General features: G+C 63.1%; 21 protein-coding genes and 4 tRNA genes. 15 read left to right on the top strand and 10 right to left on the bottom strand.

Annotated elements, in window-relative coordinates:
• Positions 1 to 6 precede the first annotated feature (6 nt).
• The 4 genes from AB5Y53_RS06395 (at position 7) to AB5Y53_RS06380 (ending at position 369) form a co-directional block, all read left to right on the top strand.
• A tRNA-Lys gene (locus AB5Y53_RS06395) sits at positions 7 to 82 on the top strand.
• 19 nt (positions 83 to 101) lie between these two features.
• A tRNA-Val gene (locus tag AB5Y53_RS06390) sits at positions 102 to 177 on the top strand.
• A 21-nt stretch (positions 178 to 198) separates the two neighbouring features.
• Positions 199 to 274, top strand: a tRNA-Lys gene (locus AB5Y53_RS06385).
• A gap of 19 nt (positions 275 to 293) precedes the next feature.
• A tRNA-Val gene (locus AB5Y53_RS06380) sits at positions 294 to 369 on the top strand.
• A gap of 47 nt (positions 370 to 416) precedes the next feature.
• Here AB5Y53_RS06380 and AB5Y53_RS06375 read toward each other — a convergent pair.
• Positions 417 to 2522: a methyl-accepting chemotaxis protein gene (locus AB5Y53_RS06375; RefSeq protein ID WP_368181369.1), complete on the bottom strand. Its 2106-nt coding sequence runs from the start codon at positions 2520 to 2522 to the stop codon at positions 417 to 419.
• Between the two features lie 142 nt (positions 2523 to 2664).
• Between AB5Y53_RS06375 and nadA the strand changes: the two genes are divergently transcribed.
• Positions 2665 to 3738, top strand: a complete 1074-nt coding sequence (nadA, locus tag AB5Y53_RS06370; protein ID WP_010672880.1) for a quinolinate synthase NadA — start codon at positions 2665 to 2667, stop codon at positions 3736 to 3738.
• Between the two features lie 70 nt (positions 3739 to 3808).
• Here the strand turns inward: nadA and AB5Y53_RS06365 are convergent, their stop codons facing one another.
• The gene (locus AB5Y53_RS06365; protein WP_161469972.1) at positions 3809 to 4669 is read right to left on the bottom strand and encodes a D-hexose-6-phosphate mutarotase; all 861 of its coding nucleotides are present in this window, start codon (positions 4667 to 4669) and stop codon (positions 3809 to 3811) included.
• 105 nt (positions 4670 to 4774) lie between these two features.
• The gene (gene gap, locus AB5Y53_RS06360; protein WP_010672882.1) at positions 4775 to 5770 is read right to left on the bottom strand and encodes a type I glyceraldehyde-3-phosphate dehydrogenase; all 996 of its coding nucleotides are present in this window, start codon (positions 5768 to 5770) and stop codon (positions 4775 to 4777) included.
• Between the two features lie 346 nt (positions 5771 to 6116).
• On the opposite strand from gap, the gene malQ reads away from it, so the two are divergent.
• From malQ to msrB, 4 genes are all read left to right on the top strand, one after another.
• Positions 6117 to 8306 (top strand): 4-alpha-glucanotransferase, encoded by a 2190-nt coding sequence (gene malQ / locus AB5Y53_RS06355; RefSeq protein WP_268453733.1) that lies wholly within the window; start codon positions 6117 to 6119, stop codon positions 8304 to 8306.
• 82 nt (positions 8307 to 8388) lie between these two features.
• The gene (gene glgB / locus AB5Y53_RS06350; RefSeq protein ID WP_069652455.1) at positions 8389 to 10566 is read left to right on the top strand and encodes a 1,4-alpha-glucan branching protein GlgB; all 2178 of its coding nucleotides are present in this window, start codon (positions 8389 to 8391) and stop codon (positions 10564 to 10566) included.
• The gene (glgX, locus tag AB5Y53_RS06345) at positions 10566 to 12704 is read left to right on the top strand and encodes a glycogen debranching protein GlgX (RefSeq protein ID WP_368181368.1); all 2139 of its coding nucleotides are present in this window, start codon (positions 10566 to 10568) and stop codon (positions 12702 to 12704) included. Before glgB ends, glgX begins: the two co-directional genes overlap by 1 nt.
• 56 nt (positions 12705 to 12760) lie before the next feature.
• Entirely contained in the window at positions 12761 to 13147 is a 387-nt protein-coding gene (msrB, locus tag AB5Y53_RS06340) for a peptide-methionine (R)-S-oxide reductase MsrB (protein WP_041211021.1), read from the top strand.
• Positions 13148 to 13221: 74 nt separating this feature from the next.
• Here the strand turns inward: msrB and AB5Y53_RS06335 are convergent, their stop codons facing one another.
• The 4 genes from AB5Y53_RS06335 to AB5Y53_RS06320 form a co-directional block, all read right to left on the bottom strand.
• Positions 13222 to 14091 (bottom strand): GyrI-like domain-containing protein, encoded by an 870-nt coding sequence (locus tag AB5Y53_RS06335; protein ID WP_368181367.1) that lies wholly within the window; start codon positions 14089 to 14091, stop codon positions 13222 to 13224.
• 137 nt (positions 14092 to 14228) lie between these two features.
• Positions 14229 to 15371, bottom strand: a complete 1143-nt coding sequence (gene chrA / locus AB5Y53_RS06330; RefSeq protein WP_368181366.1) for a chromate efflux transporter — start codon at positions 15369 to 15371, stop codon at positions 14229 to 14231.
• A 173-nt stretch (positions 15372 to 15544) separates the two neighbouring features.
• Positions 15545 to 15985, bottom strand: coding sequence for an NUDIX hydrolase (locus tag AB5Y53_RS06325; RefSeq protein ID WP_368181365.1), 441 nt, complete (start codon positions 15983 to 15985; stop codon positions 15545 to 15547).
• A gap of 178 nt (positions 15986 to 16163) precedes the next feature.
• Positions 16164 to 17168, bottom strand: coding sequence for an NADP-dependent oxidoreductase (locus tag AB5Y53_RS06320; protein ID WP_368181364.1), 1005 nt, complete (start codon positions 17166 to 17168; stop codon positions 16164 to 16166).
• Positions 17169 to 17344: 176 nt separating this feature from the next.
• On the opposite strand from AB5Y53_RS06320, the gene AB5Y53_RS06315 reads away from it, so the two are divergent.
• The 3 genes from AB5Y53_RS06315 (at position 17345) to AB5Y53_RS06305 (ending at position 18502) form a co-directional block, all read left to right on the top strand.
• A complete protein-coding gene (locus AB5Y53_RS06315) occupies positions 17345 to 17770 on the top strand; it encodes a MarR family transcriptional regulator (RefSeq protein WP_323955576.1) in 426 nt (141 codons plus the stop codon).
• 35 nt (positions 17771 to 17805) lie between these two features.
• On the top strand, positions 17806 to 18036 hold the full coding sequence (locus AB5Y53_RS06310) for a hypothetical protein (RefSeq protein WP_029313696.1): 231 nt from the start codon (positions 17806 to 17808) through the stop codon (positions 18034 to 18036).
• Positions 18037 to 18184: 148 nt separating this feature from the next.
• Entirely contained in the window at positions 18185 to 18502 is a 318-nt protein-coding gene (locus AB5Y53_RS06305) for a hypothetical protein (RefSeq protein WP_010672893.1), read from the top strand.
• 131 nt (positions 18503 to 18633) lie between these two features.
• Here the strand turns inward: AB5Y53_RS06305 and AB5Y53_RS06300 are convergent, their stop codons facing one another.
• Both AB5Y53_RS06300 and AB5Y53_RS06295 read right to left on the bottom strand, forming a co-directional pair.
• On the bottom strand, positions 18634 to 19110 hold the full coding sequence (locus AB5Y53_RS06300) for an Lrp/AsnC family transcriptional regulator (RefSeq protein ID WP_010672894.1): 477 nt from the start codon (positions 19108 to 19110) through the stop codon (positions 18634 to 18636).
• Positions 19111 to 19419: 309 nt separating this feature from the next.
• Positions 19420 to 20043 (bottom strand): metalloregulator ArsR/SmtB family transcription factor, encoded by a 624-nt coding sequence (locus AB5Y53_RS06295; protein WP_010672895.1) that lies wholly within the window; start codon positions 20041 to 20043, stop codon positions 19420 to 19422.
• A 148-nt stretch (positions 20044 to 20191) separates the two neighbouring features.
• On the opposite strand from AB5Y53_RS06295, the gene AB5Y53_RS06290 reads away from it, so the two are divergent.
• Both AB5Y53_RS06290 and AB5Y53_RS06285 read left to right on the top strand, forming a co-directional pair.
• Positions 20192 to 21430, top strand: a complete 1239-nt coding sequence (locus AB5Y53_RS06290) for an MFS transporter (protein WP_139736427.1) — start codon at positions 20192 to 20194, stop codon at positions 21428 to 21430.
• Between the two features lie 228 nt (positions 21431 to 21658).
• Positions 21659 to 22480 (top strand): Cof-type HAD-IIB family hydrolase, encoded by an 822-nt coding sequence (locus AB5Y53_RS06285; RefSeq protein WP_368181362.1) that lies wholly within the window; start codon positions 21659 to 21661, stop codon positions 22478 to 22480.
• 54 nt (positions 22481 to 22534) lie between these two features.
• Here the strand turns inward: AB5Y53_RS06285 and AB5Y53_RS06280 are convergent, their stop codons facing one another.
• Positions 22535 to 23098, bottom strand: a complete 564-nt coding sequence (locus AB5Y53_RS06280; RefSeq protein ID WP_010672898.1) for a DUF2799 domain-containing protein — start codon at positions 23096 to 23098, stop codon at positions 22535 to 22537.
• Positions 23099 to 23298: 200 nt separating this feature from the next.
• On the opposite strand from AB5Y53_RS06280, the gene AB5Y53_RS06275 reads away from it, so the two are divergent.
• On the top strand, positions 23299 to 24138 hold the full coding sequence (locus AB5Y53_RS06275; RefSeq protein WP_010672899.1) for an isopenicillin N synthase family oxygenase: 840 nt from the start codon (positions 23299 to 23301) through the stop codon (positions 24136 to 24138).
• Positions 24139 to 24279 lie beyond the last annotated feature (141 nt).

Raw genomic sequence — 24279 nt, 5'->3', positions numbered from 1 at the left:
TTCGATGGGTCGTTAGCTCAGTCGGTAGAGCAGTTGACTTTTAATCAATTGGTCGCTGGTTCGAATCCAGCACGACCCACCATCATTTCAGTCTTATCCCAGGTCGTTTAGCTCAGCTGGGAGAGCACCTCCCTTACAAGGAGGGGGTCACTGGTTCGAGCCCAGTAACGACCACCATGCTTTAAAAATGATTTCGATGGGTCGTTAGCTCAGTCGGTAGAGCAGTTGACTTTTAATCAATTGGTCGCTGGTTCGAATCCAGCACGACCCACCATCATTTCAGTCTTGTCCCAGGTCGTTTAGCTCAGCTGGGAGAGCACCTCCCTTACAAGGAGGGGGTCACTGGTTCGAGCCCAGTAACGACCACCATATTGAAAAGCCCGCAGCGATGCGGGCTTTTTCGTTTCCGTCTCCCATCAGGTTCGCAGTCGATCCAGCTCGCTTGCCAGGGTGGTGGCCGCCTGTTCCAGTGCCTCGCTCAGGCGCTGGCTGGCATTGGCCTCTTGTCCCAGGGTGGTGGCGGCGTCGCCGATGCGCATCAGGTTCTGGTTGATGGTGTCGCTCACGGCACTCTGCTGCTCGGCGGCGGTCGCCACCTGGCTGATGTGATCATGGATCTGCTGGATCTGGGTGACCACCTGATTGAGTGCCTCGAAGGCCTGCTCCGTGCCTTCAACCGTGCTCACCGAGCGGGCGATCCCCGTGCTCATCAACTGCTGGCTACTGGTGACCTCGGTTTGCAGGCTGCCGATGAGCTGCCCTATCTCGTCGGTGGATGAGCGGGTCTTGTTGGCCAGCGCCCTCACCTCGTCCGCCACGACGGCAAAACCCCTGCCCATGTCGCCGGCCCGCGCCGCCTCGATGGCTGCGTTGAGGGCCAGCAGGTTGGTCTGTTCGGCAATGGCCCGGATCACATCGAGAATGTGGCTGATATTGGTGCTGCGCTGGGCGACCTGGGCGACCGCCTTGTCGGCCTGATGCATGTCCTCGACCAGGGTATGGATCTCGTTGCGGGCCCTGCTCAAGGTCTGCTGGGCCGTGCTGACATGGTGGGTCGCCGCTTCAGACTCCTGCGCCGCCTGTTCCGCATAGCCCGCCACACTGACTGCCGTGGTGCTCATCTCGTGCATGGCGCTGACCACGCTCTCCAGCTCCAGGCTCTGATCGTCCAGGCTGCTGCGCATGGCATCGGCCGTCTGTTTCATGCCCCTGGCCTGCTGATGCACCTGTTGCCCAATCTGCTTGCTGCCCTGCACCATGGCCCTCAGCTTGCCGAGGAAGGCATTGAGATGCCTGCCAAGCTCAATGAGCTCCTGGTGGGTGTCGATACGCATCTGCTGGGTCAGGTCGCCTTCATTGCTGGCGAGGTGGGAGACGTGGCGGCTGATGAGGGAGAGGGGCGCCGTGATGGTCTGGATGAACCAGACAAGCAGGCCCAGGGCCACCAGGGTGATGACAACGATGGCAACCAGCTGCTGCTGCTGGGTCGCCTGCAACAGGCTGCCGAGCTGCTGGCTGATGGTGTTGGCCTGGCTGAGGGCGAGGGCCTTGGGCACCTTGATCATCAGCCACCACTGGTTGTCGGCGGCATCGATCCGTATGGGCTGCTGCAGGATGAAATCGCTGTCGGTATCGGCGGGGCGTCCATTCGGGGCAACCAGTCCGGCCTCTGTCAGGGGACGCCCCAGTTTGTCCGAATGGCGGTTGCTGCCGACGATGAAGCCCGCCTTGCTGACCAGGGTGACCTCGGCCTGGTTGTCATAGAGGCTCTTGCCAAGGTGCTCGGCCAGTTGCTGGAAGATGGGCAGGTTCATGTCGACCCCGGTGATTCCGGCAAACTTGCCATCCTTGAGGACAGGCACCGTCAGGCTGGTCATCAGCATCTTCTGGCCAGGGCTTATCTCGTAGAGGTAGGGTTCCATCAGGCAGGGGCGACGAGTCTCGCGACCGCAGAGATACCACTCGCTGTTGCGAATGCCGAATTCATTGCGCGAGGTGTCGAACTTGGCGTCACTGGTGGCGGCATCTATGGTCTGCTGCGCGATGTTTCCGTTCTGTTCCCGGGTGAAGTAGACCTCGAGACTGCCCTTGCCGGCAACCGAATGGCTGGCGCCCGTCTGCCAGTCGGCGTCCTGTCCGTCGTAACCGTTGGGTTCGAACTGGGCGTAGATGGAACTGATCCCGTTTGCCTGGCGCAGGCGGCTGCCAAGCAGCAGCTCCACTTGCGGGCGACTCAGCCGCTGGTCCGGCTGGGCCATGCTTCCTTCAAGCTGCGCCGCCATGCCGAGCGGTATCTGATAGGCCTGCTGCAACTGGTCTTCGATCTGCACGGCATACCGCTCTGCCTGGAATTGCAGGGAACGGGAAACCTCCTGCTCCAGGGCGCCACGGGTCTGCGCCATGATGTCATCGCGCAGGCCGTTCAGCGAGGAGGACTGTATCCATGTCATGGCGACGCCACTGGCGAGAAAAAGTCCCAGCGTGAGCAACAACAACTTGGTCTTGAGCGAACGTTGTTTCATTCGACAACTCCTTTTGGCAAGAATGACAACGATATGGTCGGAGCGGGTCCTGACAGTTGTACTGTACTGGATTTGTTGATGGGTTTGTGCACGGCTTCTGGTTATAATTTTGGCCTTCCCGAGCGTTGATGGAACAGTCGCAATGAGCAATGCACTGAGCAGTATTCCGCCGGTAGTCGAGATGGACTACCCCTTCCCGGCCAAACCACAGCCCCTGACTCCCGAGCAGAAGGCGACCCTGATCGCCGAGATCAAGGTGCTGCTGCAGGCGCGCCAGGCCGTGCTGGTTGCCCATTACTACACGGATCCCGAGATCCAGGCCCTGGCAGAAGCCACCGGTGGCTTCGTGGGTGACTCCCTGGAGATGGCCCGCTTCGGTCGCGACCATGCGGCCCAGACCCTGATCGTGGCCGGTGTGCGCTTCATGGGAGAGACCTCCAAGATCCTGAGCCCCCACAAGCGTGTGCTGATGCCGACGCTGGAGGCCGAGTGCTCTCTTGATCTGGGTTGTCCCATCGACCAGTTCTCCGCCTTCTGCGATGCCCACCCCGATCACATCGTGGTGGTCTATGCCAATACCTCGGCAGCGGTGAAAGCACGGGCCGACTGGGTGGTCACCTCCAGCATTGCGCTGGAGATCGTCGAACATCTGGACAGTCAGGGTCACAAGATCATCTGGGGCCCGGACAGACACCTCGGCGCCTACATCGAGAAGAAGACCGGCGCCGAGATGCTGCGCTGGCAGGGGCACTGCATCGTGCACGACGAGTTCAAGGCCAAGGCGCTGCGCGAGCTCAAGGCCCAGAACCCGGATGCCGCCGTGCTGGTGCACCCGGAGTCTCCGGCCTCCGTCATCGAGCTGGCGGATGCAGTGGGTTCCACCAGCCAGCTCATCAAGGCCGCCAAAGAGCTGCCCCAGCAGAAACTGATCGTGGCGACCGATCGCGGCATCTTCTACAAGATGCAGCAGGCCTGCCCGGAGAAAGAGATGGTGGAAGCGCCCACTGGTGGTGATGGTGCCACCTGCCGCAGCTGCGCCCACTGTCCCTGGATGGCGATGAACGGCCTGGTGGCCATTAAGGAGGCCCTGACCGACGGCGCCGAGCGTCACGAGATCCATGTGGATGAGGCACTGCGTCTCAAAGCGCTTGTCCCGCTCGACCGCATGCTGGATTTCGCCGCCGAGCTCAAGCTCAAGACCCAGGGCAACGCCTGACTGACGCTGATGGCAAGATGCAAAGAGGGCTCCCGCGGGAGCCCTCTTTATTTATCCGTCATCTGTATCGTCAGATGATGACGGTGGAGAAGCTGTGCTCCTCGTCGGGCGGGACGGTGATCCCGTCCTCGGCGGTGATGGCCGCCTCGACACAGAGCATGGTGCGATAACCGTCGTCACTCATGTCGGCCATGGCGCTGGCCCCTTCCTGCCAGGGGGTCCAGACCACCACGCTGTCGTGGTTGCCGTTGACCACCCGGGTGGTGCGCTCACCATCCTGCACGCTGACCATGGCATCGGGCTGGCGGTAGATGCGATCCATGGCTGCGGTGACGGTCAGCGCTCCCTGTTGCAGTTCGTTTCGGCCGGTCAGCTTGTCCAGATAGGGTTTGCCGAGGCCGGTCACGGTCACCGCTTCCGGCGCACTGATCTGCAGGTAGGTGTGCAGGGCGGCATTGTAGGTGAGCGCTGACTTGCCGGTGTTGCGGGTGGTCAGCACCAGGGAAAGCTCCTTGCCGACCAGTACGTCCAGCTCCAGCTCGAAGGCATGGGGCCAGAGTGTCCTGCTGGCATCGTTGTCACGCAGGGAGAGGTGGACGAGTGTGCCATCCCCGTGATCGGAGACCCCATCCAGCGTCCACAGGCAGTTGCGTGCGAAGCCATGAGCCGGCTTGCCGCTGCCAACGCGAGCGGGGGAGGGGCCGAACCAGGGCCAGCAGAGGGGAATGCCGCCGCGAATGGGCTTGCTGCCATCCAGTATCGCCTTGTCGCTGAGCCAGAGAGAGGCCGGCTCACCATGGCGTTGGTAACGCAGCACGTGGGCGCCAAACAGGCTTATCTCGGCCCTGGCGTGCTCATTGTCTATGGTCAGCAGGGGCAGGCCATCCTGGCTCAGGGTGCAGTGGGCAGTCAGCGTACGTGTCGGTGTCATAAAGGCTCCAGTGCTCGGGGACATTCAGAAAGGGTCCGTGATTCAGAATACAAAAAGGCGGCCATTGGCCGCCTTTTTTCAAGCTACGCGATTGCGCATCCCAAATTACTTGGAGATGTGAGCGATCAGGTCCAGAACCTTGCTGGAGTAGCCCATTTCGTTGTCGTACCAGGAGACGACTTTCACGAAGGTCTTGTTCAGCTGGATACCAGCCTTGGCATCGAACACGGAAGTCTGACGCTCACCCAGGAAGTCGGTGGAAACCACTTCGTCTTCGGTGTAGCCCAGCACGCCCTTCATGGCGCCTTCGGAGGCAGCCTTCATGGCCTGGCAGATTTCAGCGTAGGACGCTTCTTTCTTCAGGTTGACGGTCAGGTCAACAACGGACACGTCCGGAGTCGGAACGCGGAAGGCCATGCCGGTCAGCTTGCCGTTCAGTTCCGGGATGACCACGCCAACAGCCTTGGCAGCACCGGTAGAGGACGGGATGATGTTCTGAGCCGCACCGCGGCCACCGCGCCAGTCTTTGGCAGACGGACCATCAACGGTCTTCTGGGTAGCAGTGGTAGCGTGAACGGTGGTCATCAGGCCGGATTCGATACCGAAGGTATCGTTCAGAACCTTGGCGATGGGGGCCAGGCAGTTGGTGGTGCAGGAAGCGTTGGAAACGATGTCCTGGCCAGCGTAGGAATCCTGGTTGACGCCCATGACGAACATCGGGGTGGCGTCTTTGGACGGACCGGTCAGTACGACTTTCTTGGCACCGGCAGCGATGTGCTTGCGAGCGGTTTCGTCGGTCAGGAACAGACCGGTTGCTTCGGCAACAACGTCAACACCGATTTCGCCCCATTTCAGGTTGGCCGGGTCACGTTCAGCGGTAACACGTACGGTTTTGCCGTTGACGATCAGGTTGCCGTCTTTGACTTCAACAGTGCCCTTGAAGCGACCGTGAGTGGAGTCGTACTTCAGCATGTAAGCCATGTAGTCAACGTCGATCAGGTCGTTGATACCAACCACTTCGATGTCAGCACGCTCAGCAGCCAGACGGAAAACGAAACGACCGATACGGCCAAAACCGTTAATACCTACTTTGATAGTCATAATTGGTTACCTAACTGTTCAGTAGTCAAAGAAAATTCCGTTTGTAAATTTACTAGAACTCCCTCGCGAGTCAACCAACAATCTGCGCGAAATTGCGCTATATCATGAAAAACTGTGAAATTTATTTTCGGTTTATGTAACTGGCTACCAACTTTTGTTGAATGCATCATCAGCAAAGTCGGTGGCAGAGAACAACAATAGTGCCTGCCCGGTCACACATCCAGCCGGGGAGATATGTAAAAATGTGCGCGGTTTAGCATGGCCAAAGAGCCACTGTTCAAGTACCAACCATAAAAATTAATCACAAAATAGCGTAGACAGAATCCACAGCGGGAATTCTCAAACTATGACCACCCTGATTGAACAGCTGGCTGCCGCCAAAGGCATTGCCAGTGAGTATGTTGATGCCTGGGGCCAGCCGGCCCTGGTATCGGAAGAGAGCAAGGCCGCCATGCTGGGCGCCATGGGCTACCGCGTCGACGACGAGGCCGCCCTGTCCGAACAGCTTGAGCAGGAGCACCGCCAGCACTGGCTGCGCGCGCTGGATCCCGTGATGGTGGTACGCAGCGGCGACGCCGTTACTCTTGAGGTTCGCCTCCCCATCGAATTCGTCAACGATGCCCTCACCTGGCAGCTCCAGCAGGAGCAGGGTGCAGTGCTGTCCGGTCAACTCACCCCCATCGAGGGTGAGCTGGTCGGGGTGGCCGAGTTCGAGGAGATGGAGTGTCAGGCCTATCGCGTCACCCTGGATGTGCAGCCTGCGCTGGGTTATCACCAGCTCATCCTGCTGGAAGAGGGCAATGACGAGCCGCTGGCCACCATGCGTCTCATCGTCGCCCCCAAGTCCTGCTACAAGCAGGCGCCCATCGCCAATGGTCGCAAGGTGTGGGGCCCGAGCGTCCAGCTCTACTGCCTGCGCAGCCGCCACAACTGGGGCATCGGCGATTTCAGCGATCTCGGCCAGCTGGTTGAGAATGCCGCCGCCTGGGGAGCCCACTTCGTCGGTCTCAACCCCATTCATGCCCTCTATCCGGCGAACCCGGAGAGTGCCAGCCCCTACAGCCCCTCTTCCCGTCGCTGGCTCAACGTCGCCTATATCGATGTGGAAGCGGTACCCGAATTCCTGGGCAACGATCGCCTGAAAGCGGAAGTGGCGAGCCCGGCCTTCCAGCAGCACCTCACCTCCCTGCGGGTCAAGGACAATGTGGATTACACCGGTGTCATCCAGACCAAGATCGGGATGCTGCGTCAGGTGTTCGACCAGGCCAGCTTCAGCGCCGAGCGTCAGGCTGCGTTCGATGCCTTCGTGGCTGCCGGCGGTGACAGCCTGCAACAGCAGGCAGCGTTTGACGCCCTGCAGGCCCACTTCTATGCCAAGGGCGAGAATGCCTGGGGCTGGCCGGTCTGGCCCGAGGCGCTGCGCGATTACCACAACCCCGAAGTGGCGGCCTGGATGGCCGAGCACCAGCAGGATGTGGCCTTCTATCTCTATCTGCAGTTCCTGGCTGACGAGCAGCTGGCCCGGGCCGATGCCCGCGCCAAGGCCGCCGGCATGGTGATGGGGATCTACCGGGATCTGGCGGTCGGCGTCTCCGAAGGTTCCACCGAGATTTGGGCAAACCGGGATCTCTACTGCCCGAAAGCCTCGGTCGGTGCACCGCCCGACATCCTCGGCCCCCTCGGCCAGAACTGGGGCCTGCCCCCCATGAACCCGAACCAGCTGTTCGAGGCCGCCTACCAGCCCATGGTGGATCTGTTCCGTGCCAACATGCGCTCCTGCGGCGCCCTGCGCATCGACCACGTGATGGCCTTGCTGCGCCTGTGGTGGGTGCCGCCCGGAGAGTCCGCCGCCAAGGGGGCCTACATCTATTATCCGGTGAACGATCTGCTGGGGATCCTGGCCCTCGAGTCTCATCGCAACCAGTGCTTGCTGATCGGCGAGGATCTGGGGACCGTGCCGGAGGGGATCGACGTGACCCTCAAGGAGAACGGCGTCCACTCCTACAAGGTGTTCTTCTTCGAGCGTTCCAAGGACGATGGCGGCTTCATCTCCCCGACGCACTACGCCGAGCAGGCGATGTCCGCCCTGACCACCCACGACATGCCGACCCTCAAGGGCTTCTGGCACTGCGACGATCTGGCGCTGGGACGCGAACTGGGCCTGTACCCGGATGAAGACGTACTCAAGACCCTGTATGCTGATCGCCACCAGGCCAAGCAGCGGATCCTTGACAGCCTGCATGCTCATGGGGTCATCTCTGGCAATATCAGTCACGACGTGAACTGGGTCGGCATGAACACCGAGCTCAACCACGGTCTGCAACTGCACATGTCCCGCGGCAGCTGTGCCCTGTTCAGCACCCAGCTCGAAGACTGGCTGGAGATGGACAAGCCGGTCAACGTGCCGGGTACCAGCTACGAGTACCCCAACTGGCGTCGCAAGCTCTCCCGGGATCTGGAGGATATCTTCGCCGACGAGGCGCTCAAGAATCTGGCGGGCAAGATGAGCCGGGCCCGTGACGAGGCCAGCCGTTGAGCCTTGAACGCCAACATGTGACTCACTTTCATCCGCTTCGGCTTCGGCCGAAGCGGATGTTCAGCCATCAAAGGAAATGTCGATGCCCGTTGAACGTTTGGTTGCCGCCCGCTGTGCCGATCCCTTCTCCCATCTAGGCCTGCTGGCCAATCCGGATGGGCCAGGCCTGAAACTCACCGCCTGGTTGCCCGATGCACTCGAGGTCCGGGTCAGGGATCTCAAGTCAGGCAAGATAGTTGCCACCCTGACCGCCGCTGACGAAGCGGGCCTCTTTGAAACTGTTTTCACCCGCCGCAAGAATCCCTTCCCCTACCAGCTCATCGCGACCTACGCCGACGCCAGTGCCGACATCATCGATCCCTATCAGTTCCAGGCTGCCGCCTGGGAAGGGTTGGCCGAACTCACCTGGCAACCGGAAAACCTCTACCACACCCTCGGCGCCCAGTTGCGCACCGTGACGCACCTCGGCCAGCAGGTGGAAGGGGTACGCTTTGCCGTCTACGCGCCGAGCGCCACGGCGGTGAGCCTCATCGGGGATTTCAACTTCTGGGATGGCCGCCGTCACCCCATGCAGCGCAGCCAGTGCGGCCACTGGGTGCTGTTCGTGCCGGGGCTCAAGGCCGGGGATCGCTACAAGTTCGAACTCAAGGACCCGGCGGGCAATCGCCTGCCCCACAAGAGCGACCCGGTGGGCTTCTACTGCGAGCAGTACCCCTCGTTCGCTTCCGTGGTCTATGACCACGGCCAGTACCAGTGGCAGGACGCCGACTGGCGCGAGAGTCAGCTCAATGACAAGCGCGAGCAGCCCCTTTCCATCTACGAGCTGCACGTGGGTTCCTGGAAGCGTCACTCCAACGGCGACAGCCTGAGCTGGCGCGAGCTGGCGGTGGAACTGGTGGATTACATCAAGGAGATGGAGTACACCCACATCGAGCTGCTGCCAGTCTCCGAGCATCCCTTCAGCGGCTCCTGGGGCTACCAGCCGGTGGGCATGTTCTCCCCCACCAGCCGCTACGGCACGGCCGACGATTTCAAATACTTCGTGGATCAGTGCCACCAGGCGGGGATCGGCGTGATTCTGGATTGGGTGCCCGCCCACTTCCCGTCCGATGCCCACGGCCTGGCCCGCTTCGACGGCACGCCGCTCTACGAGTACGAAGATCCGCGCCGTGGCTGGCACCCGGACTGGAACTCCTACATCTATGACTTCGGTCGCGACACCGTGCGCCAGTTCCTGGTGGCCAGCGCCCTGTTCTGGCTCGACAAGTTCCACATCGACGGCCTGCGGGTGGATGCGGTCGCCTCCATGCTCTATCTGGATTATTCCCGCAACGCCGGTGAGTGGGTGCCCAACGTCGATGGCGGCAACCACAACTACGAGGCGATCAGCCTCTTGAAGTGGACCAACGAGGAGGTGTACGGCAAGTACCCCCACGCCATGACCATCGCCGAGGAGTCCACCGCCTTTGCCGGGGTCTCCCGTCCCACCTTCCTCGGTGGCCTGGGGTTTGGCTTCAAGTGGAATATGGGCTGGATGCACGACACCCTCAGCTACATGCAAAAAGAGCCCATTCACCGTCGCTACCACCACAACGACATGACCTTCTCCATGGTGTACCACTATGACGAGAACTTCATTCTGTCCCTCTCCCACGATGAGGTGGTCCACGGCAAGCACTCCCTGCTCTACAAGATGCCGGGGGACGAGTGGCAGCAGGCCGCCAACCTGCGCGCCTACATGGGCTTCATGTATGCCCACCCCGGCAAGAAGCTCAACTTCATGGGCACCGAGATCGCCCAGAGCAACGAGTGGAATCATGATGCCCAGCTGCCCTGGCACCTGTTGCAGTACCCCAGGCACGGCGGCCAGCAGCGGCTGATCCGGGATCTCAACCACCTCTATCGTCATGAACCTGCCTTGTATCAGGCGGATTATGAACAGGCCGGTTTCCGCTGGCTGGATCACCAGGATGCGGACAACAGCATCTTCGCCTGGCTGCGGGCCGACAAGCTGGGGGCCCATCCGCTGGTGGTGGCCTGCAACTTCACCCCGGTGCCGCGCATCGGTTACCGTCTCGGGGTGCCGGCTGCCGGTCGCTATCGGGTGGTGCTCAACACCGACAGCGAGCATTACTGGGGCAGCAACTATGATGTGGGTCTGGTCTTCGTCGCCGAGGCGACCCCCTGGCAGGGGATGGCACACAGCCTGGTGCTGGACTTGCCGCCGCTCGCGACCTTGTTCATCAAACAGGAGTCCTGATGTTTGAAATGGAAAACGGGGTAGATCACCCGCTTGGCGCTCGTCTGGACGAGACGGGCTGCCACTTCTGTGTCTGGGCTCCCCAATCGGACAAGGTGGAGCTCTGCCTGTTCGACGAAGAGGAGCAGGAGCTGGCGCGTCTCCCCTTGCCCGGTCGGCGCGGCCAGTACTGGTTCGGCCACGTGCGCGGGGTCAAGGCTGGTCAGCGCTATGGCTACCGGGTGCATGGCTCTCCCCAGGATGGGTTGCTGTTCGACCCGGACAAGCTGCTGATAGACCCCTATGCCAGGGCGCTCAGCCGTGCCACCCACTGGGACGACGCCCTCTACGAGGGGGACAGCGCGGCCATGGTGGGCAAGTCGGTGGTGATGGACGATGCCTTCGACTGGCAGGGGGTCGGCAAGCCCGACATCCCGCCGGAGCGGGTCGTGCTCTACGAGACCCACGTCAAGGGGTTCACCCGCCAGCACCCCGGCATCCCCAAGGCGCTGCAGGGCACCTATCTTGGCATCAGCCACCCGCTGATGATCGAGCATCTGCAGGGGCTGGGGGTGACCTCGGTCCAGCTGATGCCGGTGGCGGCCTTCATGTCCGAGCCCAGGCTCGAGCAGCTGGGGCTCACCAACTACTGGGGCTACAACCCCATCGCCTTCTTCGCGCCCGAACCGCGCTACGGGGCGAAGGATGCGGTGACCGAGTTCAAGACCATGGTGCGCGAGCTGCACCGGGCGGGACTCGAGGTGATCCTGGATGTGGTCTACAATCACACCGCCGAGTCGGGCTTCGACGGCCCCATGCTCTCCCTCAAGGGGTTTGACAACGCGGGCTACTACGCCTTCGAGTCGGGGGCCCACGGTCCGGATTACCATCGCCACGCCAACGTCACCGGCTGCGGCAACAGCGTCAATCTGGATCACCCCAATACCCTGCGACTGGTGCTCGATGCCCTGCGCTACTGGGTCACCGAGATGCAGGTGGACGGTTTTCGCTTCGATCTGGCGGTCACCCTGGCGCGGGAGGCGGGGGAGTTCGATCCCATGAGCGCCTTCTTCAAGGCCATGATGGCGGATCCCGTGCTGGCGCGGGTCAGGCTCATCGCCGAACCCTGGGACATCGGCCCCTTCGGCTATCGTCTCGGCCAGTTTCCGAGCCAATGGCTGGAGATCAACGATCGTTACCGCGACACGGTGCGCGCCTTCTGGCGCGGGGATGCGGGCAAGATGGGGGATTTTGCCACCCGTCTGGTGGGCTCGCGGGATCTCTTCCCGAAGAACTGGCGCTCCCCCCACACCAGCGTCAACTACCTCTGCTATCACGACGGCTTCACCCTCGAGGATCTGGTCTCCTACAACCAGCGCCACAACCAGGCCAACGGCGAAGACAACCGGGACGGCCACGGCAACAACCTCTCCAGCAACCACGGGGTGGAGGGGCCGACCCTGGACCCGCGCATCAACAACCTGCGCCAGCAGCAGAAGCGCAACCTCATCGCCACCCTGCTGCTGTCACAGGGGACGCCCCACTTCCTCGCCGGGGACGAGATGGGCCGCAGCCAGCTCGGCAACAACAACGCCTACTGTCAGGACAACCAGATAAGCTGGGTGAACTGGCAACTGCGCCCGGAGGACGAGCGGCTGCTTGCCTTCACCCGCCAGATGATGGCGCTGCGGGCGGAGTCCGGGGTCTTCTCCAACCTGCAACTGAGCGACGACGGCTGGAACGGCAAGGCGACCAGCTGCCACCAGGTGAACTGGTATCACCCGGACGGCCATCAGCTCACCGATCAGGACTGGCACGCCCCCATGGGGCAGGCGTTTGCCATGGACATCGGCATGATCGGCTGCACCGGGGAGCGCTGGTACGTGCTGTTCAACGCCAGCGACTATGACATCCAGTTCCGCCTGCCGCCGCCGGGGGAGGGCATGGAGTGGATCCAGACCATCGACACCGCCACCAACGACGGCCTGCCCTTCCTGCCGGACGACATCAAGCGGCAGGTGGCGGTGGGGCGTGCCCACTCCCTCAAGCTGCTGGAGCGGGTCGCCCTGCCGGCGGCGGTGCTGGCGAGTGAAGGGGTGGTGGCAGCGGATGTTGTCGCCGTGTTGCCAACGGGATCACAGTTCCCGCTGGCGGGGTAGAGCCAGGCGCCCTGACTGGGTATGCTGGGCACCGTTATCAGTGGTGAGGAGCCGGAATGAGCAGTAACAACCCTGAACAGTGGCGCGACAAGCTGAGTGCAGAGCAGTTCCACGTCTGCTGGGAGAAAGGGACCGAGCGTCCCTACAGCGGTGCCCTGCTGCACAACCGCAAGAGCGGCGATTACCACTGCGTCTGCTGCAAGCAGGTGCTGTTCCACTCAGCAGCCAAGTTTGACGCGGGCTGTGGCTGGCCCTCGTTCGACCGGGCCATCGAGGGGACGGTGACCTACACCGAGGACAACAGCCACGGCATGAAGCGGGTGGAGATCACCTGCAGTCAGTGCGGCTCCCACCTCGGCCACGTCTTCCCCGACGGGCCGACCGAGACCGGCCAGCGCTACTGCGTCAACAGCCTGAGCCTGGATTTCGAGCCCGACGCCTGATCCCCGACACGACCAGCGGCGCCTCCCTTCGGAGGCNGGCGCCGCTTTTTTATCTCCCCCTGTCAGGTGCCGGGCTATGCCAGCGGCAGGTAGATGTCGGTGACCAGCTCATGGGTGGGCACCTCGTGTACAAAGTTGTGGTAGTGGAAGAAGAGCGGAAAATCCCGCAGCTCTTCGCCGCTGGCGGGCAGCCAGTCGCGGTAGAGCGCCCGGGCACAGTCGGCCAGGAGGTCGTGGGAGCCGTGGTGGCGCACCACGGCGCAGCGCCCGGCCGGGATGAAGGCATTCTTCACGCCCCACTCATTGTCCTCGGCGACGGGGGCCTCTACGCTGCCACAGAGGGTAAAGCGAAACGCCACACCCTCCGTCGTGGCGGGGTCGTCCGGCGCCAGGCCATAGGTCCGGCTGGTGGCGACCGGGGAGCCGCCCGTGGCCCTGCGCCACTGGATGAAGCGCGCCGCGGTGTCGTTGATGTGCTCGGGCAGGCCCTGATGGGTCAGGGCGGCGACGGCGGTCTGCGGGAACTGGATGATGTCGACTCGCATGGGGTCAATCCTCTTTGTGAGGGGCCGTGGCAGGCAGCGATGCCAGTTGGCCCAGTCCGGGTGATGTCTGAACTGGCTGGGCGTCAGGCCGAACGTCTGCTTGAAGGCGCGACTGAAAGATTCGCCATGCTGGAAGCCAGCATCGAGGGCGATATCAGTCACCTTGTCCAGAGGCGCGAATGCCAACCGGTAAGAGGCCCGCTTCAGCCGCAGCAGCTGGATGTAACGCCCCAGCGGCACGCCGCAGTAAGCGGCAAATTGCCGATGAAAGTGAAAGGGCGAAAAGTGCGCCACGGCGCTGAGCCGCTCCAGCGACAGGTCGTCGTCGAGATGGCGCTCGATGTGCTCGGTCACCGTTTGAAAGCGTCGGCGGTAGGCCTCTGTCTGGTTGTGATCCATGGTCTCTCCTCTGTGCTGCCCACTATCGGCCAACGGGCCCGAGCTGTCCTGACGGATCTTGCTCTCTTTGCCTCCCCTCGGGGAGAAGAGCCATGACCGACAGCCCGGCGGGCGCTGCCTGACTTGTCGCGGGTTCGTCAGGCCAGCAGCAGGGCTGCCCCCGTCAGCAGGGCGGCGAGGGGAAGAACGGGGAGCCGTGGCACCCGCAGCAGGTAGAAGCCGACGGCGGCCAGCGCCAGATCGGTGGGGGAGAGCACGGCGCTCTGCCACACCGGCTGATAGAGGGCCGCCAGCAGCAGCCCCACCACGGCGGCGTTGATACCGGCCACGGCCCCCGCCAGACGGGGGCGGGCCAGCCAGTGCTGCCAGCAGGGGCCCAGCGCCCAGAGCAGCAAGAAACCCGGCAGGAAGAGCGCCAGGGTCGCCAGCAGCGCTCCGATGAGGGGAGTGGCGGGCAGCAGCACGGCGCCCAGGTAGGTGGCCAGGGTGAACATGGGGCCGGGTACCAGCTGGGCCAGGCCGTAGCCGGTCAGGAACTGCTGCTCGCTCAGGTGGTGACCCAGGCTCTCCTGCAACAGGGGCAGCACCACGTGACCACCGCCAAACACCAGGCTGCCTACCCGGTAAAAGTCGGCCAGCAACTGGCTGACGGGGCCGCTCGCCACCAGGGGCAGGCCGACGAACAGCAGGGCGAACAGCAGCAGGGTCGGCCAGTGAGGCTGGCGAGCCGGAGTGGACGCGAGGCCCTGACTCCCCGGGGGCGGCTCGCGCAAGGCACAGAGCAGGGCCGCGCCGAGCAGCATGGCGACCTGGGTCAGAAGACCGGGGGCGCACCAGAGGGCGGCGGCTGTGGCCACCATGACCCCCTGTTGCAGCGCCGTCTTGCAGAACTGGCGGCTCATGGTGAGCACGGCATCCGCCACCACGACGAGCGCCAGCAGCTTGAGGCCGTGCAGGGCGGCGTCCAGCCAGAGGTTGCCCGCAAGCTGACCCAGACCGACGGCGGCCGCCAGCAACAGCAGGAAGGAGGGGAGGGTAAAGCCGACGAAGGCGGCCAGGGCGCCGCCGATGCCGGCACGGTGGCGGCCGATGGCAAAGCCGAGCTGGCTGGAGGCCGGACCCGGCAGCAGTTGGCACAGGGCCAGCAACTGGGCGAACTCCCCCTGGTTCAGCCAGCCCAGCCGCTGGACAAAGGTGCGCTGAAAATAGCCGATATGGGCGGCCGGCCCGCCAAAACTGATGCATCCCAGCCACAAGAACTGCATGAACACCTGTCCCATCTTCCCCTCCTCGTCATCATCCTGGCCCGGATAATATGACAAAAAAGTGACGGTTTGGTGACGGTACGCCCTCCCGCGCTGCCTGCCATCAACAGGGGCTGGCGGGGTGGCGGGTCGCCTCCGCCAGCAGACGAGAGGTGCCGGGGTGACGCGCGGCAGCCTGCCGGTGAGGGTCAGGGGGCAGGTTGTGGCTGGGGCAGGTAGCATTGTCCCGCCAGCCAGCAGGCGATGGACTGGCGACTGGCATCGAAGTGAGGCTCGGGCAGAGTGTGCGGGTCGCACCAGATCCAGCCCTCGCACTTTTCCGGCTCCAGCAGTTGCGGCTCCCCGTTCACCTCTGCCAGCAGGGTGACCGAGATGTAGTGCAGGCCGCTCTCTCGCCAGGTCTCCAGGTTGTTGGTGACGGCGATGACGCGAGGCTGGCAGATGACGAAGCCGGTCTCCTCCGCCACCTCCCGGATGGCTGCCGACTCGAAGGTCTCCCCCAATTCCAGATGGCCACCTGCGATGGACCAGTAGGGGGCATGGCTGCCCTTGCGCTTGCCAAGCAGTACCTGGCCCTGGCCATTGGTGAGAATGACGCCGACACCGACGCGGGGATAGGGGGTAGACATAGGGGAGGCTCCTTGCTGAGACGGCGGGGTGCACCAGGGAAAACGGGCCCACCTTAGGGGGGATGGGCCCGTTGTGCAAGCCGCCTGTTCAAGGGCGATCGGATGCCGATTTTCCATCGCTTAAACGGATGGGTCTGGCGACATTCTATCTGTTAAATAGATGGGGAATGCCCCCGGATCAGGGCAGTTTGACCAGCATCTTGCCGGTATTGCGGCCCTGGAACAGTCCGATAAAGGCTTGCGGCATGCTGGCCAGCCCCTCGCTGACGGTCTCCTCGGCCTGGAGGGTGCCCGCCTCGAAGGCCGGCATGGCCTCGGCCAGGAACGCCCCGTAGTGCTGCCAGTGATCGGAGACCAGCAACCCCTGCATGAGGATGCGCTTGCGGATCACCTGGGAGAGGTTGCGCGGGCCGCTGGCCTGGCCGTTGCTGTTGTACTGCTCGATGAGGCCGCACAGCACGATGCGCCCGTGCACCACCAGGTGGTTGAGGGCGGCATCCAGCATGGCGCCCCCCACGTTCTCGAAGTAGACGTGGATGCCTTCGGGGGCGAGGCGGGCCAGTTCGGCGTCGAGATCCGGGGTCTCCCGGTAATTGATCACCGCATCGGCTCCCAGGGTCTTGAGGTAGGCGACCTTGTCGGCCGAGCCGGTGGAGCCGATGACCCTGGCCCCCGCCTGCTTGGCGAGCTGGACCGCCATGGTGCCGACCGCCCCGGAGGCCGCCGAGACCAGCAGGGTTTCACCGGCCTTCAGGTGTGCCACCTTGTGCAGGCCCGCCCAGGCGGTCATGCCCGGCATGCCGAGGGCGCCGAGGAAGCGCTGGGGCGGCAGGGTGGTGTCGGGCAGGCGGGTGAGCTGGGCGGCGTTTGCCACGAAGGCATCCCGCCAGCCCAGCATGCTGCTCACCTTGTCCCCCACCTTGAAATCGGGATGGCGCGATGCCTGTACCGTGCCGATGGCGCCGCCGTCGAGGGGACCGTTGAGGGGGAAGGGGGGAACGTAGCTTTTTGCCTCGCTCATGCGGCCGCGCATGTAGGGGTCCACCGACAGCCACTGGTTGGCGACCTGCACCTCTCCCTCCTGCAGGGCGGGCAGGGGCACGTCCCGGAGGGTGAAGTCCTCCAGGGTGGGGAGACCGGTGGGGCGACGCAGCAGTTGGATTTGATGGCTGATGGCATTCATGGGCATTCTCCGGCAGTGGGGCCGCGCGTCGGGCGGCGGCCTGGTATTTTTGTTTGTGTGCAAACTAAAATCAGGGTAGTCCTGAACGCGGGGGCTGGCAACTGTTTTGTGTGCAAACTATTCAGCCCCGAAGTTGATGGGGTATACTGCCCCCCTTGTTGTCAGCGAGGTCCTCCATGAGCGAATTGAAAAAGCAGGTCTGTTTTGCCCTCTACAGCGCCTCCAATGCGGTGATGCGTGCCTATCGGCCGCTGCTGGACAAGCTGGATCTCACCTATACCCAGTACCTGGTGATGCTCTCGCTCTGGGCCCGGGACGAGGTCAGCCTCAAGGAGATAGGGCAGGAGACCGGGCTGGATGCGGGCACCCTGACCCCCATCGTCAAGCGGCTGGAGAGCAAGGGGTGGCTGACCCGCACCGTCTCCCACGAGGATGAGCGGCAAAAGTGCATCAGCCTGACCGAGGCGGGACGCCAGTTGCAGAAGGAGGTCAGGGAGTGCTGTCTGGCGGACAGCTTGCGCAATCAGGTGGATCTGGCCGATGCTGAGTTGGCCCAGCTCAAGCAGCTTTGCGATCGCGTGGCGGCGCAGCTGGGACGCTGATCCCTTTCCCCGTCAGGAGTGACCCGATGAAACCCATGCAATCCCTGCTGCCTCTGTTTGCCATCCTGCTGTGCGCCTGCGCCGATACCTCCTATCCCCGTTCCGAGCTGCAGATCGACGATGCCGATGCCTGGCAAGCCATCTGCAAGGACGGGGTCCGGGTGAGGGCGGTCACCGACGAGGGGATCTGTGCGGATCACCGCGGGGTGGCCATGTGGACAAATAAACCAAGGGCTGCACGGATGGCAGAAGAAGCGGCCAAGTAGTGTGACCTGTACGACATAAAATGACATGACCGGCCATGGGGCCGGTTTTTTTCGCGATCTTGCCAGCACTTTGGCACCTTGTTCATGGTGCACTCATTTTTCTCTTCCCATACTGGTCCTCAAGGTAGCGAACCAACAGGAGAGAGAGATGCAATCATCCATCGTCGGGCTCTCCATTCTGTGGGGGCTGGCCAGTTTTGGTGTTCAGGGGGATTTCATCGAGAGCCGTGATACCGCCTCCCCCTCCTGGCAGGCCGAGTCCAGAGTGGAGATGGAAGGGTACTTGATGGAGTCGTTGGGCGCCGATCGCTGGGTGTTCGACAACGGCAGCGAGAGCCTGGAAATATCTCTGCCCAAAGGGCAGTGGGTGTCGACCGGTGAGCGGCTGCGGCTGCGCGGCGAACCCTTGCAGGAGCAGAACGGCTGGTTGCTGCAGGTGCAGGACGTCAGCCAGGTCGAGGCATGACGAGGCGTTCGCCACCTGGCGGCGCGATGGCGCCCGGGGGCGGTGTTGACCGCGAATGCCCTTGATAGCAGAGACAAGAAGAGGAGGCCCTGGCCTCCTCTTGCTTTTGGTGCTCCCCGGATGCGGAGGGGTCAGCCCAGGTGGTTGAGGGGCAGGGCGGTCTTGTGCTTGATGCGGCGCAGCACGAAGCTCGAACGCACCCCGGTCACGCCGGAGATGTGGGTCAGCTTGTCCAGCAGGAAGTGCTGGTAGTGCTCCATGTCCCGCACCACCACCTTGAGCTGGTAATCCGCATCGTTGCCGGTGATGAGGTCGCACTCCAGCACTTCGGGCAGATCCTTGACGGCGCGATCGAAGTTCTCGAACCGCTCCGGAGTGTGTCTATCCATGGAGATGTGAATGTAGGCGGTGAGGGTCAGCCCCAGCTGGCGGGCATTGAGCAGGGTGACATGGGTATCGATGAGACCGGCATCCTCCAGCGCCTTGACCCGGCGCGAGCAGGGGGAGGGGGAGAGCCCGACCAGCTCGGCCAGCTCCAGGTTGCTGATGCGGCCATTTTCCTGCATCAGCTCCAGAATATGCCTGTCTATACGATCAAGTTTCAGCATTCTCCGTACCTCTTCGCAATTACTAATCCACTTTTCCTAGATTAAGGGTGAACTATTGCAAAAACAACTGAAAATACCTGCTACTTCACAACCACTCACCGCATCGCGGGGAGTACCATGATTACATCTTCCGGTGGCAAGACAGGCGCCCGACCAGGCACCTGTGGTGAAGGACCTTACCGGGTCAAGAGCCCCATCAGCCGTTCGACCTTATCGGGAAACAACGGGCTGGAACGAGAGCACCCCCTCCCCGAAGGCAACAAAGCAGGCATCCCGGCGCCTGCTTTGTTGTTTTTGCGTTCCGCCCGCTCAGGGGCGGGGCGGCCGGATGCGATAGAGGCAGCGGCTGTCCCCCTCTAGCAGATACTGCTCCCGCTCCACCTCGGCCGGCGCCAGCAACCGGCGAAACAGCGCCAGCTCGCTGCGGCAAAAGCCCCGACAGGCCCTGGCTGCACTGCAGATGGGGCAGTGACTCTCCCACCACAGCCAGCTGCCGTCCTCCTCCTGCGACATGTCCGCCATATACCCCTCCTGGGTGCGCAGCGCCTTGAGCGTCATCAGCCTGTCTGCCAGCGCCGGCTGGGTCAGCCTGGATTCATAGCGTGCCTGCATCTGCTGCTCCCGCCGCGCGATGAGCTGCTCCATGCCCGCGTCGCCAAACACCTGCCGGATGTCGTCGATCAGCTGCAGGGTCAGATCGCCATGGGTGTCGGGGAAGCGTTGCCAGGCCTGGTCGGTGAGGTGCCACAGGCGCACCGGGCGACCGCGGCCGCGGGCCTCGTCGCTAAACCCCACCCAGCCCTCGGACTCCAGGGCCATCAGGTGCTGGCGCGCCCCCATGGACGTCATCTGCAACTGGTCGCCGAGTTCGGCGGCGCTCTGGGGGCCGCGGGTTTTCAGCAGATAGAGGATCTTGTCGGTACTGGCGTTCATGGGGGCTCCGGTGGTGGGTATCGGTGCGGTGACCGCCTGGATGAGGTCATTATGGGTAGCAGGGAGATTTAAATCAACAATCTGCTTTACTTAATGGACGGCCCCTCACAATATAAATAAACCGATGACTTTATTTAATGAGGCGAAGATGGAAGGGATCAAGGGACAGGCGACCCTCTGGGTATTGGTGATGACGGTGACGCTGGCGGTGGCGGGGTTCAGCCTGCCTTCCCCCGTCCTGGCGCCGCTGCTGCTGGATCCGGCCCAGGGCATGCTGACGCCACAGGCGTCGGACTGGAGCCGCAAGGTGTGGCTTGGCGTCATCATGGGGCTCTATCCACTATTTCAACTGCTGGGGGCCCCCTTGCTTGGCCGTCTCTCCGATCGCCATGGGCGCAAGCCGGTGCTGACACTCTGTCTGGTGGGGGTGCTGGCGGGGTATGTGCTGATGGCCCTCGGCATCGCCTGGCGTTCCCTGCCGCTCTTGCTGCTGAGCCGTGTGGTGGAGGGCTTCTTCAACGGCGACATCGCGATCGTGCAGGCGATGGCGGCGGACATGAGCACGGCCAGGACCAAGGCACGCAACTTCGCCCGCATCAACATCGGCATGAACCTGGGCTGGGTGGTGGGCCCCATGATCGGAGGCTATGCGGCCGTGGTCTCGGGGGATTACAGCCTGGCGGCCTGGCTGGCGGTGGGGATGACGGTGATCAACCTGCTGCTGGTGCTCTGGCTGCTGCCCAATCGTCCCCCGGTGCCGGCGACCCGGGATGAGGTTCCTCTCTCGACCCGCCAACTGCTGCTGCAACCTCGTCTCCTGCCCTACTTTGCCCTGACCCTGGCAAGCTATGGGGCGGTACAGCTCTACTTCACCTACTTCAATGTCTGGCTGGTGGAGCGGCTGGCATGGGATCCGGTGCAACTGGCCCAGGCCGCCGTGCTGGTGAGCGTGCCCATGATGCTGGGCTCCTGGATCGGTGAGCAGTTGGCACGGCACTGGCGCGGCAGCTCCCTTGGCATCGTCGGCCACCTGGTGATGGCGGCGGGCATGCTGATGTTCATCCTGCCGACCCAGTGGTGGGGGCTCGCGCTCACCTTCATCCCGGCCGGCATCGGCATGAGTCTGGGGGAGCTGGCCACCTCGGTGGCGGTCTCCAACCGCAGCCATGCCAGCCAGCAGGGGCAGGCGATGGGGCTCTACCGCGGTCTGGCGGTGGGCAGCGAGATCCTGGCGGTGGTGCTGGGCAGCCTGGTGCTGCTGGCGGGGACCGAGTGGCCCTTCTACCTGGCCGGCCTCTGCGGCGTGATCTGTGCCTTCGGTTTCTACGGATTGCGCAGACGGGCGGACAGGCGAAACGCCGTGGCCGGGTGCGCCGAGGCGGGCTGACGAAGGGCGCGGGGATCACAGTTCGGCGACGGGGTGGCGGGCCGGACTTGCATCGCGGCGCCGAGTCTGGGACGGTATGGCTCTTTGCACCGCTTTTCCCGATCCCCCGGTGAGCGCGTCTCCCATCATGGACCTTGCCATGCCCAGTCCGCATTCCTGGCGGTGAGATGAGTCGTGGCACTGGCAACGGGATGGCGCCGCACCCGTCTCGACATTCCTGGAGGTGATATGAGTCGTTATCAGGCCATTGCATTGGACATGGACGGTACCCTGCTGAACCGGGATCACAAGATCTCGTCCGCTACCCGGGCGGCCCTGGCCCAGGCCCGGGCCCACGACATCAAGGTGCTGCTGGTGACGGGTCGCCACTTCATGACGGCCCGTCCCTTCCACCACGAGCTGGCCCTCGACACCCCCATCATCTGCAGCAACGGTGCCTACCTCTATGATCCGGTACAGGAGAGGATCCTCGCCGGGGATCCCCTGGCCGTGGCGCCCCTCACTGCCCTGCTGGAGGAGGTGCAAGCCCAGCAGATGGGGGCGCTGTTCCACCTGGGGGACGGCATCGGCTACCTGGGCTGCGAGGAGCACGTGGGCCGGATGCGGCGCTGGTCGGCAACCCAGCCGGATCACCTCAAGGTCTCCCTGCTGCCCGCCGAGGATATCAAATCCTGGTTGCAGTCCCCCATCTGGAAGCTGGAGTTGTTCAACCAGGACCCCGGCCGGTTGCACCGTTTCGTCGGGGAGGTGGTGGAGAGACTGCCCTTCACCCGTGACTGGGCGGCCCCCTATGCGGTGGAGCTGGTGCAGCCCGGTTGCAGCAAGGGCAACCGGCTGGCCCAATGGGCGGCGAGCGAGGGGATCGCCATGGAGAACCTGGTGGCCTTTGGCGACAACAACAACGACATCAGCATGTTCGAGCAGGTGGGGCTGGCGGTGGCCATGGGCAATGCGGCGCCCCAGATCCAGGCCCATGCAGACCGGGTCACCGCGGATCACAACGAGGATGGCATCGCCCTGGCGTTGCAGCGCTGGGTCCTGCCCGCCTGAGGGGAAAAACAGTCTGCGGCATAAACAGAAAGGGGCCATGTCGGCCCCTTTTTGTCAGCTCCCGAAGGAGAACTGGATCACCCGATCCGGGAAGCGCAGCCGGTTGTAGTCCCGGTACACCCCTTCGTAGTGACGGATGGCGCGCTCGCGCTGGGCACGATAGTAGTCGCGCTGGCGGCTGTCGCTCTCGCCCCGGATCTGCTGATCCAGCTGGTGGATGCTCCGCTCGGTGCGCTCCAGCTCCTGCTGCAATTCGCCGAGGCGCTGCTCCAGCAGGTACTCCTTGCGGCCGCGCTCGAACTGGGTGAGGAAGCTGGTGTCGTTGGGGCAGACCCCCAGGTATTCGCTCCCCTCTCGTCCCTTGCTGTAGGCAAGCTCGGGGATGCAATAGAGCTCCAGCCCCTTGGCGTAGCCGCGCTGCCACTCCGCCTCATCCACCTTGAGGCCGTACTCCCCACAGGTCTTCTGATAGTCGCGGGTGGCGCTCCGGGTCTTGCCCTGCTCCCCGTCCTGATAGCCCTGGTTGTACCAGCTCATGGCACGGCACTCCTCCTCCGAGAGGGAACTGCACCCGGCGAGCAGGAAGGGAAGGGTCAACAACAGGATCTTGGGGGACATGAGGGGGCTCCGACAGCAAAGGGGGTGGGGCATTCTAGAAGAGGAGGCCCGTCCGGGACAAGCACCGGGCGAGGGGGCCGTATCATGATGTTTTTATCAGTATTTTCAAGCCGTTGTAGACGGGCTTCCGGCAGCCTTTTCTTGCCGGGGGAGGCAGGGTAAACTGCGCCTACTTTTAACTGGCATGTAACATAAAAACAATGAAAGTCCTGACCGTCGATTATCGCTCCCCCGATGCGGCCGAGCGCTTCACCGAATCCCTGCGCACCACCGGCTTCGGAGTGCTGACTCACCACCCCATCCCGAAGGAGCTGGTGCAGTCCATCTATGACAACTGGTATCGCTTCTTCATGAGCGAACAGAAGCAGGATTTCCTGTTCAATCGCGAGACCCAGGACGGCTACTTCCCGCCCTCGGTGTCCGAGGTGGCCAAGGGCCACAGCCAGAAGGACATCAAGGAGTACTTCCACATCTATCCCTGGGGCCAGATGCCGGCAGAGCTGAAAGAGCAGGCGATGGAGTACTACCGCCTCGCCAACGATCTGGCCGCCGAGCTGCTGGGCTGGGTGGAGCAACACACCCCGGGGGACATCGCCGCCCACTACAGCTGCCCGCTCTCCTCCATGATCGAAGAGAGCCACAAGACCCTGCTGCGGGTGCTGCACTACCCGCCCTTCGACGGCACCGAGGAGCCGGGCGCCATCCGCGCCGCCGCCCATGAAGACATCAACCTGCTGACCATTCTGCCCGCCTCCAACGAGCCGGGCCTGCAGGTGAAAGGTTCAGACGGGGAGTGGATGGATGTGCCCTGCGATTTCGGCACCCTCATCATCAACATCGGTGACATGCTGCAGGAGGCCTCCCGCGGCTACTACCCCTCCACCACCCACAGGGTCATCAACCCGACCGGGGGCAGTGCCGCCAAGTCCCGCATCTCCTTGCCGCTCTTCCTGCACCCCCGTCCGGATGTGGTGCTCTCGGAGCGTCACACCGCCCACAGCTATCTGATGGAGCGGTTGCGGGAGCTGGGGGTGATCTAATCCCGCCAGACCCGGGCAGACAACAAACCGGAGCATCCCCGCTCCGGTTTTTACTTTGTGGCACGATTGGTGGGTTATCCGAATTTTATTGGTTAATGATGCTAAAAACTGAGTTTTATATCGGATATACGCCGAGTGATT

Origin of the sequence: Aeromonas sp. R7-5, from assembly GCF_040908015.1 — a bacterium.
In the GTDB taxonomy this organism is placed as follows: Bacteria; Pseudomonadota; Gammaproteobacteria; order Enterobacterales; family Aeromonadaceae; genus Aeromonas; species Aeromonas caviae.
The sequence above is the reverse complement of the archived record's forward strand: the minus strand, read 5'-3'. Positions and strand labels throughout refer to the sequence as shown.

Bases quoted from the DNA above. Each gene is read 5' to 3' on its own strand.
- AB5Y53_RS06300 (WP_010672894.1), bottom strand. From the start codon at position 19,110: ATGCTGAAACTTGATCGTATAGACAGGCATATTCTGGAGCTGATGCAG.
- nadA (WP_010672880.1), top strand. From the start codon at position 2,665: ATGAGCAATGCACTGAGCAGTATTCCGCCGGTAGTCGAGATGGACTAC.
- AB5Y53_RS06335 (WP_368181367.1), bottom strand. From the start codon at position 14,091: ATGGATCACAACCAGACAGAGGCCTACCGCCGACGCTTTCAAACGGTG.
- AB5Y53_RS06325 (WP_368181365.1), bottom strand. From the start codon at position 15,985: ATGTCTACCCCCTATCCCCGCGTCGGTGTCGGCGTCATTCTCACCAAT.
- AB5Y53_RS06295 (WP_010672895.1), bottom strand. From the start codon at position 20,043: ATGAACGCCAGTACCGACAAGATCCTCTATCTGCTGAAAACCCGCGGC.
- AB5Y53_RS06320 (WP_368181364.1), bottom strand. From the start codon at position 17,168: ATGAATGCCATCAGCCATCAAATCCAACTGCTGCGTCGCCCCACCGGT.
- msrB (WP_041211021.1), top strand. From the start codon at position 12,761: ATGAGCAGTAACAACCCTGAACAGTGGCGCGACAAGCTGAGTGCAGAG.
- gap (WP_010672882.1), bottom strand. From the start codon at position 5,770: ATGACTATCAAAGTAGGTATTAACGGTTTTGGCCGTATCGGTCGTTTC.
- AB5Y53_RS06315 (WP_323955576.1), top strand. From the start codon at position 17,345: ATGAGCGAATTGAAAAAGCAGGTCTGTTTTGCCCTCTACAGCGCCTCC.
- AB5Y53_RS06375 (WP_368181369.1), bottom strand. From the start codon at position 2,522: ATGAAACAACGTTCGCTCAAGACCAAGTTGTTGTTGCTCACGCTGGGA.
- AB5Y53_RS06365 (WP_161469972.1), bottom strand. From the start codon at position 4,669: ATGACACCGACACGTACGCTGACTGCCCACTGCACCCTGAGCCAGGAT.
- glgX (WP_368181368.1), top strand. From the start codon at position 10,566: ATGTTTGAAATGGAAAACGGGGTAGATCACCCGCTTGGCGCTCGTCTG.
- AB5Y53_RS06280 (WP_010672898.1), bottom strand. From the start codon at position 23,098: ATGTCCCCCAAGATCCTGTTGTTGACCCTTCCCTTCCTGCTCGCCGGG.
- malQ (WP_268453733.1), top strand. From the start codon at position 6,117: ATGACCACCCTGATTGAACAGCTGGCTGCCGCCAAAGGCATTGCCAGT.
- AB5Y53_RS06305 (WP_010672893.1), top strand. From the start codon at position 18,185: ATGCAATCATCCATCGTCGGGCTCTCCATTCTGTGGGGGCTGGCCAGT.
- AB5Y53_RS06285 (WP_368181362.1), top strand. From the start codon at position 21,659: ATGAGTCGTTATCAGGCCATTGCATTGGACATGGACGGTACCCTGCTG.
- AB5Y53_RS06290 (WP_139736427.1), top strand. From the start codon at position 20,192: ATGGAAGGGATCAAGGGACAGGCGACCCTCTGGGTATTGGTGATGACG.
- AB5Y53_RS06275 (WP_010672899.1), top strand. From the start codon at position 23,299: ATGAAAGTCCTGACCGTCGATTATCGCTCCCCCGATGCGGCCGAGCGC.
- chrA (WP_368181366.1), bottom strand. From the start codon at position 15,371: ATGGGACAGGTGTTCATGCAGTTCTTGTGGCTGGGATGCATCAGTTTT.
- glgB (WP_069652455.1), top strand. From the start codon at position 8,389: ATGCCCGTTGAACGTTTGGTTGCCGCCCGCTGTGCCGATCCCTTCTCC.
- AB5Y53_RS06310 (WP_029313696.1), top strand. From the start codon at position 17,806: ATGCAATCCCTGCTGCCTCTGTTTGCCATCCTGCTGTGCGCCTGCGCC.